We start from the raw sequence: 12,693 nt of genomic DNA on the forward strand, positions 1-12,693 counted from the left end.
TTCTACGACCTCAGATACAAAAAGAGCACCGTTGCGGTGCTCTTTCTCTTTGAAACCTAGCTTACAGGCCGCCTTGTTGTTGTGCCTGTTTTACTAATGCCTGACGTTGAGTTTCCTTCTCAGAGATCACTTGATTGTCCTTGTGCATTTCCTGTTCCAATTCTGCTGGAATGAAAACAAAGTACTTGTTAAGAGTCATCTTAGAACCTCAATTTGCTGTGTTAATTACCTTCTTGGTCGACGTAAACAAAACCAGAAAAACATGTTTTACTGGATCCTTGTTGCTAGTTTCAAAAAATAAAGGATGTTCATATAATAAACATCCTCCATGTAGGCGCTAATTATAGGCGTAGTTTAGAGGCTTACCTAGCACTCTTTTTCACCTTTTGTGCAATCTGAGTTTCGATCGAAAAACAGATTTAATTGCCCGTAGTTACTAAGGTATTGTTAAACAGAGAAAAAAGCTTTTACTGTAACTGACGACAGGGATGAGCTTACGAGTGTAGGTTCACTTGCAATTGTGTATCGTAGAGTTCGAATACGATAATAATAGCGCTACATGCCCTTAATCTGCGTAGTTAAAAACTTTGAAGTGATAGACAACCGAAGTCATATCTGTGCAACTCAGTTTAACGATTTGTCTACCAGTTCAATATTTCACCTTTTTTGAGAAATCTTTAGCCACTTTTTTGTGTGAAACGTCCCAAAAGAGCAGACAATTAAAAGTGTGGCATATGACCACAATTGTCTATCCCCACTTAGCTTCGGGAGGCGTTTATGAAAAGTAACAAACTTGGCCATGTGATGTCTTTCAGCAGAATGTTTTCCTTCATTGCATTCTTGACGGCCACATTCGCATGGATTCTCAGCATGTACGCCCTATTCACTGTTTCTTTAGTGGCTCTTGTGGTCAGTGCAATTCTCTACCTAAAAGACAGATTTTATCAAAACAAGAAAACGACCACTGAAAAGAACGCCTAGGCGCTCTTTTCTATTGAATGTCATTTCTATGTGACTTGATATAGTTATCAATCCGTTCGAGTTCGTGAAAATAACCATACATACCAATACGATTAATTTCTGGTTCTATACAGTATTTTTCTTCTTTTACCATAGCTTCTACAAACATTCCGCTTGATGCAATTGTGAAAGGTGGACATGTCAAGTAACCGTTGGTTTCGGCAATATTTTGCAGTCGTCCGAACTCCCAAAGTCTTCCAGGAATAGCAACTAGCAAAGCAAGTACAGTTGCAAAACCCATCCATTTGATCGATACACTTGAAGATTTAAAAATAACACGAGAAGCTATAAATACACTTAAAGTCGGAGCTAGAATCAGGCCACTAACACTAATCACATGAGACGTACTTAAATATATGACTAAAAAGTTACTATTTATTTGATGTTGGAGAGACTCTAATGTTAAATACTCATACAACCGATAACTTGAGTACGCACTCAAGGTAATACATATTACCAAAACGAAAGCTGAATGCGCCGGGTGCTTCTGTTCTATCATAAGAAAATAGCCTTGGTGGTAGCACGCTTAAGTTGACTTATAGATTTGCGTCTCACAATGTCTTCATTGATTTCGTCAATTGCTTGTATAGCCCTCTTCTCAAAGTGCTCATCGATAGCCGCAATAACTTTTTCTTTCAATTCGAGCTTTCCTTCCAAAGAATTTAGCACCTCTCCAACTAATAAAGCAGCAACAATACCAACTCCAATAGGTAATAATACGACTCCTGTAGCACCTATAAAATAAGCTCCTGCTAAGTATCCAATTGTCGCTGAAATTGAAGCTTTTATAACGTCAGAACTCACATTGACAACCCAATTACTGAACAAATAATCTTTTTTAAATGCAAGCTCTAGAGTTCGATAGGGGACTGAATAAATAATTGTGAGAAACACTCCACCTTTAGCACTCACTTTCAGACCAGCTTGTCCTATTCCTAAAGCCAAAATGTTGGCATTGTTCAAAAGGTAACGTGTGCCTTTTACTATACTTCTGAGTCTGTGGTTGCCTTTAAAGGTGATGTAACTTTTAGAACCATTCCTAGTTATCTCATATTTCCCGATTATCGTCCCTCCTTTATGAAGGTCTTCTGCGAGTATATAGAATGCGGCAATATCATGTAATAAACTTCCCCTCGAGCTAACAAACTCAGCAACTTTCATAGATGCTGCAAGATCCTTAACTTGTTCTTCACTTAATCCTTTGAATCTTTTTTCAAATATCCAAAGATCAACGAGGCCTCTGCTATCTAATACATATATATCTACTTCATTTTCTTCAATTTTCTTTAAGCAACCATTTCTTTTAACTTTATTTCTTTTACTCAAACACTGAAACTTATCGGTGGTCATCTCCACTATTCCTTAGACTTTTTAACTCGGCATATTCTAATCGGAAGAAAAAAACCTGCTCTCCCATTTCTGAGAAGTGCGTGACGAATCAACGTTTAATGTAACTTTTAAATCTACCAATATCTTACAGACACAAAAAAGGATGCCACTTGGGCATCCCTTTATATCTTTATATTTAGTCGGTTTACTTAAAACGATTACACGTCGTAAGTTGTAGACGCTGTGTCGCCGCCTGTACCAGTCCAGTTAGTGTGGAAGAATTCACCACGTGGACGGTCAATACGCTCATAAGTGTGAGCACCGAAGTAGTCACGTTGAGCTTGAAGCAGGTTCGCTGGTAGACGAGCTGTTGTGTAACCGTCTAGGAAAGATAGCGCAGAAATCGTACATGGCATTGGGATACCAGACTCTAGAGACTTCGCTGCTACTTTACGCCATGCTGCTAGGCTGCCTTGTAGGATGTTTTTGAAGTACTCATCAGAACCTAGGAATGCGATGTCTGGGTTCGCTTCGTACGCATCACGGATGTTGCCTAGGAACGCAGAGCGGATGATACAACCACCACGCCACATTAGGGCTACGTTACCGTAGTTTAGGTCCCAACCGTTCTCGTTCGATGCTTCGCGCATTAGCATGAAGCCTTGAGCGTAAGAGATGATCTTAGAAGCTAGTAGCGCTTGACGTAGTGCATCAACCCACTCTTGCTTGTCGCCTTCAACTGGAGTGATTGTCTTACCGAATAGAGATTCAGCTTCAACACGTTGGTCTTTCAGTGCAGATAGACAACGAGAGAATACAGACTCAGAGATAAGTGTTAGTGGAATACCTAGGTCTAGTGCGTTAATACCAGTCCATTTACCAGTACCTTTTTGGCCTGCTGTGTCTAGGATCTTCTCAACGAGAGGCTCACCGTCTTCATCTTTGTAGCCAAGGATGTCAGCCGTGATTTCAACAAGGTAGCTGTCTAGTTCAGTCTTGTTCCAATCAGCGAATACTGCTTGCATCTCGTCAGCAGACATACCAAGACCGTCTTTCATGAACTGGTAAGCTTCTGTGATAAGCTGCATGTCACCGTATTCGATACCGTTGTGTACCATCTTAACGAAGTGACCAGCACCGTCGTTACCAACCCAGTCACAACATGGCTCACCAGCGTCAGTTTTCGCAGCGATACCTTGGAAGATAGGCTTAACCGCTTCCCATGCTTCAGCAGCACCGCCAGGCATGATAGATGGACCGAAGCGCGCACCTTCTTCACCACCAGATACACCAGTACCGATGAAGTGGATACCTTTTTCACGTAGTGCAGCAACACGACGGTTTGTATCTGGGTAGTTAGTGTTACCACCGTCAATAATGATGTCGCCTTTGTCTAGCAGAGGTACTAGCGCTTCGATGAACTTGTCTACAACGTCACCAGCGCGAACCATCAACATTACTTTACGCGGCGTTTCTAGCTTCTCTACTAGTTCTTCTAGAGAGTATGCACCGATGATGTTCGTGCCTTTTGCTGGACCTTCCAGGAACTCGTCTACTTTAGCAGCAGTACGGTTGTGAGCAACCACTTTAAAGCCGTGATCGTTCATATTTAGGATAAGGTTTTGACCCATTACTGCTAGGCCAATTACACCGATATCACCTTTCATTGTTTCTCTCCAATTTTATTTCATCGACGAGCAGCGTCTTAAGCAATTTTTGCTGCCGCGTCTAAATCTAAATACCATTCCGTTAGGCCCGATTTCGCTTGAATCTTAGCCGCTGGGTATGGCAGTGCGTGTGCTGGTGAACTGTTAATTTCTTCAACAATGTCCGCTTTTCCTGCACCAAGCACTAAGTAACTAATGCGTTTCGCTGCTTCTAATACGCGTGCGGTTTTCGACACACGAAGTTGGCCCGATTCAGGATGCGACGCCACAAGAGATAGGTTCGCATCATCATAATTCGTTTGGCCAGGGAACAGAGAAGCTGTATGACCATCTGCACCAACGCCTAATAAGATCCAGTCAAACACAGGTGTGCCGTTTTCATTCGGGATTACCTCTGCCATCTCTTTTGCAAAGCGCTCGGCTTCTGCTTTAGGCTCATCTTCGCCACGGATGCGGTGAATGTTTTCTGCAGGAATATTTACTTGGCTAAACAACAACGTGTTCGCTTCACCGTAGTTGCTTTCTGCATCGTCAGGGGCAACACAACGTTCGTCACCCCACCAAAAGTGGAGGTTTTCCCATTGAATGGAGGTTGCGTAAGCCTCTGAAGCCAGTAGTTTAAACAGCATTTTAGGAGTGCTGCCGCCAGAAAGAGAGATGTGAACAGGTCTGCCCATTTCGCTAAACGCTTTCATATCGTTAGCTAGGCTTTCAACTACCTGTTCTGCTGTTTGGTAGATCTTATGGTTGATCATAGTTCACAGTAATCCGTATCTGTTAAGTTTTTACATGGGAAACGCCAAGCGCGGCCATCACGCTGTAACAAGTCATCTGACTCTTTAGGTCCCCAAGTGCCGCATGCGTACCCGAAGAGGGATTGTGGATCTTGCTTAAAATCTAAGATTGGCTGTACGTATTGCCAGCACGCTTCCACCGCATCACTACGTGCAAATAGCGTAGCATCACCATTCAAAGCATCAAGTAGAAGGCGCTCGTATGCCGTTAGCATTTGCGTTTCTTGCAGGTCAGCGTAATGGAAGTTCATTTTCACTTCCTTCGCTTCAAAGCCTGCGCCTGGCTCTTTCAAGCCAAAGCTCATTTGAATGCCTTCGTCTGGTTGAATACGAATGATCAGCTTGTTTTCTGGTGCGTTTTGACCAAACACAGGATGCGGTGTTTGTTTAAAGTGGATAACCACCTCAGTAACGCGTGTTGGAAGACGCTTACCAGTACGCACGTAAAATGGCACGCCATTCCAACGCCAGTTGTTGATGTACGCTTTCAAACCGATGTAAGTCTCTGTACGAGAGTCGTCTGCAACTCCCGGCTCTTCACGGTAGCCGCGTAGGCTTTGCCCACGGACTTCAGACGCCGTGTATTGGCCTAATACTAGATCGTTGCGCAGAGCGTTTTCGTCTAATGGCTTTAGGCATTGAAGCACTTTTACCACTTCATCACGCATCGAGTCTGCATTGATTTGCGCTGGTGGTTCCATACCTACCATTGCTAATACTTGTAGCAAGTGGTTTTGGAACATGTCGCGCACAGCACCAGAGTTGTCGTAGTAACCACCACGCTCCTCTACGCCAAGGAATTCTGCGCCTGTGATTTCAACGTAATCAATGAAGTTACGGTTCCAAAGCGGCTCAAACATCGCATTAGAGAAACGAAGCACAAGTAGGTTTTGTACCGTTTCTTTACCTAAGTAATGGTCAATTCGGTAGATTTGATGCTCTTGGAAGTGCTCGTGAATTTCTTTGTCCAGAATACGCGCCGATTCAAGATCATAGCCGAATGGTTTCTCAATGATCAGGCGTTTCCAGCCATCCTCTTCACTGTTAAGACCATGTGCTGCAAGACTTGCAGGGATCACACTGTATAAACTTGGTGGGGTTGCTAAGTAAAAAAGCGTATTGCGTTGCTCGAATTGATATTCGTCCGCAAGTTGGTCTAAGCGAGAAGATAGCTTACCGTAATCTTGTGTGTCAGAAGTATTAATTGCTTGGTAGTGCAGATGGTTAATAAATGCATCAAGCGTTTCTGGCTCAGTCTTTTCCATTTCCTGAAGCGATTTTTTCAGCTTCGCGCGGTAAGACTCATCACTGTATTCAGTGCGACTTACACCCAGAATGGCAAAATTCTCTGGAAGCTGCTTGTTCGCGTAGAGGTGGTATAAAGCAGGAATGAGCTTACGGTACGTAAGGTCACCTGAAGCACCAAAAATAACGATGCTGCTGTTTTCTGGTATTACCATCATCTTTCCCTTAAAAACGAGGTACTTATTGTGTGCCCGGATACGGCTAGAGAATGAGCCAACCCTATCAATGGCACCTCAAAATAGAAAATTGGTCTTACCTATTACGTTGATAGGTAAAGTCTATGGGCCCAAAGAACCTCAAGAAGTTGCATTTCCGATTCTTGGAAACACGACGTATTGAGGTCATTTAAGTCACTTATGTCTCAAAAGTACACACTGTACTCGCTGGAGGAGAGTCCGACACGGGGCAATATTGTCTACGACTATTTGATTTACATCAACACTTGCCAGTGCAAACGTTTAAATAAGTTGCACAAAACGTCATAAGTGATTGTATTTTATTGATAAAAAAAGTTTCATCTGAACGCTCCAAAATTTAAGCAAAAACTCTAATATGGGCAATAATTACTCATCCTTGCAATCCATTACAGTTTTATCGTGATCTGTGTTACTTACTTTTTATTTCATCACCCTATTGATAATGATACTCAATTAAAGATAATGAAATCACTATTAATGTGAAAGTAGAACGCCATGAAATCAAGCGCCATTAACCCACATCCCATAAACCGAATACAATCGGTGCTTGACTACATTCACACCAACTTAGACAGCACTCTGAGCGTAGATGAAATATCGAAAGCAAGTTGTTGGTCGCGCTGGCAACTGCAACGCGTATTTCAACAACACACTGGCGTATCCGTCGCTCACTACATCAGAGAGCTTAAACTTAGCCTTGCGGCTGAGCGCTTAATCCATACTTCTGACCGCTCGTTAGATATAGCGATAGAAATGGGATTTACATCTGAACACGCATTTAGCCGTGCGTTCAGGAATATGTTTTCAAAAAGCCCCCGCGAATATCGAAAAACGCAACAACTCTCCGGGTTGAGGCAACCTTTGACGCTGCGTAAGACACCAGAAGAAGAGAAAAAACATCAGCGCTTTATTGAAGTTCGAATAGAAACAAAACCGGCTTTTGAACTTGCTGGTTATCATGAACCTATTCACGGATTGTTTTCCGCTACGCCCGATTTCCAATCCAAAGTACCGTCACTTTGGTCACGTCTTTATTCATCTGAAAACCTTAACAATTCGGAAAGTAGTTACTTTGGCGTGATTGATGTGACTCAAGCGTATTCAAACAACCAACAACTTGAGTATTGGGCAGGTTATGAGTGCAGTCCAACAGCAAACGCACCAAGATCAACGAACTCTTCCAACTCGGGGTTAGACCTCTTGGCTGTTCCTGAGCAAACCTACGCCGTCATTACACACATAGGCAAAGCATCAGAGCTCGCCTCAACGCTGGAATGGTTTATTTTACATTGGCTACCCTACTCTAATTATCATGCTATCGATGGTTATGAGTTAGAGCTTTATCCAGAAGGTTATGATGTTGATAGCGAACAAGCACAAATGCAGTATTGGATTCCTGTAGAGCCAAACGACGCGCTATCTTTAAAACCTAAGAACAGAAGAATAAGTTCCAAAGATTAGTGTTTTGCACCAAATTGTTAACTTTTCCTATTTCTTTGAATATAGAATACAAATAACAATCATTATCAATAAATAGAAAAAGTAGTGGAATTTATAAATATGGAAAGTCCGATTCGATTTCATCGTTCAGCGGTTGCTATCGTCGTATCCGCATTGCTCGCTGGCCACGCCAATGCAACTGAGAGCACATCCCAACACGAAACGATTACGGTGCTAGGAGAAACATACCGAAACACCGCAACTAAAACCGTTTTAGAACCGGAGGAAACACCGCAAGCGATCACGGTAATCACTAAAGATGACATGGACCTGCGCGGCGTAAACTCGGTGAGCGAAGCATTGCGTTATGCACCTGGCGTAAATACAGAATTGCGTGGCGGTGCCGTTTCCCGACTTGACCTATTCAATATTCGTGGTTTTATTAACTACACCAACTTTTATGATGGTCTTCCTTTGCTGTACAACGGTTGGAACCTTCAACCGCAGGTCGATTCCGTTGCTCTTGAGCAAATCGAGGTTTTTAAAGGGCCAACGTCTGTTCTTTACGGCAATATTCCACCAGGAGGTATGGTCAACATTATCGCCAAGGCGCCTCAGTCAACACCCTCGCACTCTGTCTCGATTAGTACAGGGACTAACAGCCTAAAAGAACTGACGTTCGACACCACAGGACAAGTTGGTGATTCTAATGTTGATTACCGTATCGTCGGCCTGGCAAAACAGCGAGATGGTCAAGCCGATACGTCTGAAGACGAACGTTACGTACTCGCCCCATCTTTCAATTGGCAAGCGACAGAAAACACATTAGTGAACGTGAATGTTTACTATCAAAATGATCCATCAGCAGGTATCTACACGACTGTGCCTGCGTCTGGCTCAGTGATTAAAAACCCACTTGGCTCGATGTCACCAAGCACTTATTTGGGGGATGAGGACTGGAACACTTACGAACGCGAAGTTCTGATGATGGGTTACAAAGTCCAACACGACTTTAACAACAATTGGCAATTTCTACAGAATGCCCGCTACATGACCGCCGATGCCTATCAGGAAAACACATATAACGGTGCACTTGAAGCGGATAACCGTACCGTTGGTCGAAATGCCTATTTAACCGATGAAAAGTCCAAATCCTTTGTGATTGACAACCAACTATCTGGCTACGTTAAAACAGGAAATTTTGAACATAACTTATTGTTCGGGCTTGATTATCAGTATCTAGACTCAGATGTAAAATACAAAGACACGCTTGGGTATTCGCTAACTCAGGACATTTTTAATCCTGACCACAACAGCATTGATCGTAATGCACTGAATTTCCAATACAAACAAAACTTAGATATCAAAACGAAGCAGATTGGCGTTTATTTCCAAGATCAAGTTCGTTACGACCAACTTGTAATGATTGCAGGTCTTCGTTGGGATAAATACGATTCAAATACAGACGCCGTTAGCGATTATCTAGGAGCAGTATCCAACAGCAAGGAAGAGTTAGACGATACCAACGTATCTTTCCGAGTCGGTGGTTTGTATGAGCTAGACTTTGGCCTCTCGCCATACCTTACTTACTCGGAAAGTTTTGAGCCAATTGCGGGTGCCGACTCTTCTGGTAAAGCATTTGAGCCATCAACCGGTCATCAATGGGAGTTAGGCTTTAAATACGCACCATTATCTGGTGATATCTCAGGTAACTTAGCACTCTTCCATATTACGAAGAAAAACGCGATCTTGACCGATCCGAATAATCCATATGCACCGAACTATCAAGCGGGCGAAGTGGTATCACAAGGTATTGAACTTGAGGCAAAATGGCAAGCCACAGCACAAGCTGATTTCACTCTAGGCTATACATATACCGATATGGAGATTACCGAGGACAGTTATTACAACCAAGAAGGTAAAACGCCGGTTTGGGTACCTGAGCAAACGGCCTCTCTATGGGCAAATTACTTCTTTGAAGGAAATCTTTCAGGCCTTCGTACCAGTGCTGGCGTTCGCTATGTCGGAGAAGCACAAATTGATGCACAGAATAGTCAAAAAGTACCGGACTACACCTTGTTTGATTTAGCAGCAAGTTACGATTTCTCAACGGTATCTGAATCAATGAAAGGGGCTAGCGTCACGCTTTCTGCAAGCAATCTATTCGATAAAGAATACTATTCTTGTTACGACAAAAATAACTGTTGGTTTGGCGCTGAGCGCTCTATCGAAGCGAAGTTAGAATACAACTTCTAACCTCTTAGAGCGGAACAGCAGTAATTTGTAAAGCGATGGTTTCTAAAACAAGCCATCGCTTTTTATTTTGCATAGAGCATCAATATAAATGCTACCGTGTCACTTTTTTATAGCACCTTTCTGGCCTACCAACAGAGCCATAGTTTAAATCAGCCTCTAGTTCACCAGTAGTGATAAGATACTCCAAATAACGCCTTGCCGTTGTTCGGCTCACTCCGATTTTTTCACCTGCCTCATCAGCGGTTAGCGCACTGCCATTTGGAAACAACTCCCTGATCTTGTCTAGCGTTACACCATCAATCCCTTTCGGTAATCGGTTCGGCAAGTTGTCTTGATTGGCGTGAGACTGCAGCATTTTATCAACGAGGTTCTGATCCAAACTCTCTACGATGTCTAGTTGTTGGCGTTGGGACACATACTTTTTCAGTGCGGCATCTAAACGTGGAAACATCACTGGTTTTAGCAGGTAATCGACAACGCCACCTCTCATTGCCTGTTGTAACGTATCGACATCCCTTGCGGCTGTAATCAAAATGACATCACACGTTTGGTTACTTGCACGCAGTGTATTTAGTATCTCAAGCCCTGTGCCATCGGGAAGATAGACATCCATCAATAGTAAATCTGGCTTAAGAATGTCGAGTTGCATTTCCGCTTCCATTCTCGTGGTCGCAATTCCAACCACTTCCAAACCTGTCAGTTGGCTTAAGTATTTGTGGTGCAGCTCAGCAATAGCCAGATCATCTTCAATGATCATTACGCGAGTCGCCATACTCATAATTGTTCTTCCTTGGGTAAGTACACCGTTATTCTTGTCCCATAATTTGTATTGGGTATCATCTCAACATGGCCGTGATATCGAGTAGCAAGCTGATTGACAAGGTGCAACCCAACACCTCGATTTTGACGAGATTTCGTTGAAACGCCTTTTGTAAATAATGTTTGTGGATCCATTGTTTTTGGGAGGCCACAGCCATGATCTATCACCTCAAGTATCACTTCATTTCCGTAATCGCTAACGGACACATCAATGTTTCTGCGTTCTGACGCAACATTTGATTCATCGCGAATTGAAGTTAACGTGGCATCGAAAGCGTTATCAATCAAATTACCCAAAATTGTGACAAGATCTTCCGAATTTAGCCACTCAGGCAGGGGCTCCAGACGACTGCCTTCCTCAACCACCAGTTGTAAGCCTAACTCGCGAGCGCGTTCAGTTTTTCCAAGCAACATACCTGCAATTAGCGGGTCCTTAACGGTATCTCTTAAAAACTCAATCATTGCTTGATAGTGTGCGGTTTCTTGTCCAATTAACTTTTGCACCGCATCAAGCTCACCCATTTGTACTAGCCCGCTGATAGTGTTTAGCTTATTGCGATGCTCATGGGTTTGCGAACGTAACAAATCTGCATATTCCTTGGTTTGTGATAGCTGCTCGGTTAGATCATTGATTTCATCCCTTAAACGGAAACTCGATACCGCCCCCACGATTTTTCCATCAACATAAATTGGAGAGCGATTTGCAATCAGGCGCTTATGATTAAGGAATATCTCAATATCATGATCTTCCTGCCCGCTTTCTAACACTGTATATAGATCGCTATCACGCAGCGTATCAGTCAAAGGTTTATTAAGCGCTGATTCTCTATCAATACCGAGAATCTGGCAGGCACTACGATTTATCGAGCGAAGTATCCCTTGGGCATCAATGCTTAACACGCCCTCTTTGATGGTGCTCATCGTCACTTCTAATTCGCCGTACAACCGCCCTATCTCTTCAGGCTCAAAGCCTAAAATGGCGCGCTGAAACTTTCTCGACGCATAATTGGATACAATGGCGTTAGCGACGACAACTACGATGACCATTAAAATCAAAAAGGCCAAAAATGGTTCGATGCGGTCTTGCAGTCGGTCGAGCAAATAGCCAACCGAAACCACACCAATGATGTTCCCTTGCTCGTCAAAAATCGCAGCTTTACCACGAACTGAATAACCTAACGAGCCCTGTGCCGTCGAAACATAAGACAACCCCTGTTCTAGCGCTCGACGATTGTCGCCACCTCTCATTGGCTTGCCCAACCGCTCATCAACAGGGTGGATTAAGCGTACTCCCTTATGGTCGCCAATAACGATGAATGCAGCACCTATGGCTTCGGTTAATTCTCTAAAGCGAAGTTGGTATGGCTGGGGGTTTTGGGTTTCGATCATTTCACGAACAACCGCTGAGTCCGCTAAAAAACGGGCAACACCCAGTGCTTTTTCTCCCATTTCTTGCTCTTGATTGATTTTGAGATAAGTGAACCCCGCGGCGACAAGCAATAACAGCTCTATCAACCCCGATAGCGTCATGATAATGAGCATCCGCTTACGAAAGCTGATGGTTTTCCAACTCATTGATACATCCTTGTGATTCACTCTTGAGCGTAACGTTAACACTCAGTTAACAGCATGACGTTGTCGCGGTGATAAATCTGTGAGGAAGGCAAACAAACCGCAGAGTTTACGGTTAATTAATCGACGAGCTGAAACATAAAATTACAACCATTCACCAAATTTAGCATTCCTCTCTGATACTCAATTCCATACATAAATTGCCCTTAAAATCATGATCGCGATCACACCGATTTTAGCGGTTTTTGAGGCGTTTTTAGACTTTACAACGTATAATTTTTAATCAACGAAACC

The 12,693-nt window shown here is 43.1% G+C and carries 11 protein-coding genes; 3 read left to right on the forward strand and 8 right to left on the reverse strand.

All coding sequences use genetic code 11. From position 1 onward, the window contains the following. Positions 1-61: 61 nt before the first annotated feature. Entirely contained in the window at positions 62-199 is a 138-nt protein-coding gene (locus KJB35_RS06035; protein WP_005377165.1) for a hypothetical protein, read from the reverse strand. A gap of 578 nt (positions 200-777) precedes the next feature. On the opposite strand from KJB35_RS06035, the gene KJB35_RS06040 reads away from it, so the two are divergent. Further along, positions 778-981 (forward strand): hypothetical protein, encoded by a 204-nt coding sequence (locus KJB35_RS06040; RefSeq protein WP_213908125.1) that lies wholly within the window; start codon positions 778-780, stop codon positions 979-981. A gap of 10 nt (positions 982-991) precedes the next feature. On the opposite strand, the gene KJB35_RS06045 is transcribed toward KJB35_RS06040, so the two are convergent. The 5 genes from KJB35_RS06045 to zwf all read right to left on the reverse strand — a co-directional run bounded on the left by KJB35_RS06045 (position 992) and on the right by zwf (position 6,270). Further along, positions 992-1,519, reverse strand: a complete 528-nt coding sequence (locus KJB35_RS06045; protein WP_053350328.1) for a hypothetical protein — start codon at positions 1,517-1,519, stop codon at positions 992-994. Continuing rightward, positions 1,516-2,370, reverse strand: a complete 855-nt coding sequence (locus tag KJB35_RS06050; RefSeq protein ID WP_053350327.1) for a hypothetical protein — start codon at positions 2,368-2,370, stop codon at positions 1,516-1,518. The genes KJB35_RS06045 and KJB35_RS06050 overlap by 4 nt, the downstream gene beginning before the upstream one ends. 197 nt (positions 2,371-2,567) lie before the next feature. Next, entirely contained in the window at positions 2,568-4,016 is a 1,449-nt protein-coding gene (gnd, locus tag KJB35_RS06055) for a decarboxylating NADP(+)-dependent phosphogluconate dehydrogenase (RefSeq protein ID WP_005377160.1), read from the reverse strand. A 38-nt stretch (positions 4,017-4,054) separates the two neighbouring features. Next, positions 4,055-4,771 (reverse strand): 6-phosphogluconolactonase, encoded by a 717-nt coding sequence (pgl, locus tag KJB35_RS06060; protein ID WP_005387158.1) that lies wholly within the window; start codon positions 4,769-4,771, stop codon positions 4,055-4,057. Further along, on the reverse strand, positions 4,768-6,270 hold the full coding sequence (gene zwf, locus KJB35_RS06065) for a glucose-6-phosphate dehydrogenase (RefSeq protein WP_017634563.1): 1,503 nt from the start codon (positions 6,268-6,270) through the stop codon (positions 4,768-4,770). The genes pgl and zwf overlap by 4 nt, the downstream gene beginning before the upstream one ends. Before the next feature lie 537 nt (positions 6,271-6,807). On the opposite strand from zwf, the gene KJB35_RS06070 reads away from it, so the two are divergent. Together KJB35_RS06070 and KJB35_RS06075 are read left to right on the forward strand one after the other, a co-directional pair. Then, positions 6,808-7,773: a helix-turn-helix domain-containing protein gene (locus KJB35_RS06070; protein ID WP_033906176.1), complete on the forward strand. Its 966-nt coding sequence runs from the start codon at positions 6,808-6,810 to the stop codon at positions 7,771-7,773. Positions 7,774-7,872: 99 nt separating this feature from the next. After that, complete coding sequence (locus tag KJB35_RS06075) at positions 7,873-10,008, forward strand: TonB-dependent siderophore receptor (RefSeq protein WP_149192517.1); 2,136 nt, start codon at positions 7,873-7,875, stop codon at positions 10,006-10,008. Between the two features lie 91 nt (positions 10,009-10,099). Here KJB35_RS06075 and KJB35_RS06080 read toward each other — a convergent pair whose 3' ends face one another. Together KJB35_RS06080 and KJB35_RS06085 are read right to left on the reverse strand one after the other, a co-directional pair. Then, positions 10,100-10,786: a response regulator gene (locus tag KJB35_RS06080; protein ID WP_138939089.1), complete on the reverse strand. Its 687-nt coding sequence runs from the start codon at positions 10,784-10,786 to the stop codon at positions 10,100-10,102. After that, positions 10,783-12,402: a sensor histidine kinase gene (locus KJB35_RS06085; protein WP_053306993.1), complete on the reverse strand. Its 1,620-nt coding sequence runs from the start codon at positions 12,400-12,402 to the stop codon at positions 10,783-10,785. The genes KJB35_RS06080 and KJB35_RS06085 overlap by 4 nt, the downstream gene beginning before the upstream one ends. Positions 12,403-12,693: the final 291 nt, after the last annotated feature.

The organism is Vibrio sp. D431a (assembly GCF_030248655.1).
In the GTDB taxonomy this organism is placed as follows: Bacteria; Pseudomonadota; Gammaproteobacteria; order Enterobacterales; family Vibrionaceae; genus Vibrio; species Vibrio alginolyticus.

Bases quoted from the DNA above. Each gene is read 5' to 3' on its own strand.
- KJB35_RS06070 (WP_033906176.1), top strand. From the start codon at position 6,808: ATGAAATCAAGCGCCATTAACCCACATCCCATAAACCGAATACAATCG.
- KJB35_RS06045 (WP_053350328.1), bottom strand. From the start codon at position 1,519: ATGATAGAACAGAAGCACCCGGCGCATTCAGCTTTCGTTTTGGTAATA.
- KJB35_RS06035 (WP_005377165.1), bottom strand. From the start codon at position 199: ATGACTCTTAACAAGTACTTTGTTTTCATTCCAGCAGAATTGGAACAG.
- KJB35_RS06080 (WP_138939089.1), bottom strand. From the start codon at position 10,786: ATGAGTATGGCGACTCGCGTAATGATCATTGAAGATGATCTGGCTATT.
- KJB35_RS06050 (WP_053350327.1), bottom strand. From the start codon at position 2,370: ATGACCACCGATAAGTTTCAGTGTTTGAGTAAAAGAAATAAAGTTAAA.
- KJB35_RS06040 (WP_213908125.1), top strand. From the start codon at position 778: ATGAAAAGTAACAAACTTGGCCATGTGATGTCTTTCAGCAGAATGTTT.
- KJB35_RS06075 (WP_149192517.1), top strand. From the start codon at position 7,873: ATGGAAAGTCCGATTCGATTTCATCGTTCAGCGGTTGCTATCGTCGTA.
- pgl (WP_005387158.1), bottom strand. From the start codon at position 4,771: ATGATCAACCATAAGATCTACCAAACAGCAGAACAGGTAGTTGAAAGC.
- KJB35_RS06085 (WP_053306993.1), bottom strand. From the start codon at position 12,402: ATGAGTTGGAAAACCATCAGCTTTCGTAAGCGGATGCTCATTATCATG.
- zwf (WP_017634563.1), bottom strand. From the start codon at position 6,270: ATGGTAATACCAGAAAACAGCAGCATCGTTATTTTTGGTGCTTCAGGT.
- gnd (WP_005377160.1), bottom strand. From the start codon at position 4,016: ATGAAAGGTGATATCGGTGTAATTGGCCTAGCAGTAATGGGTCAAAAC.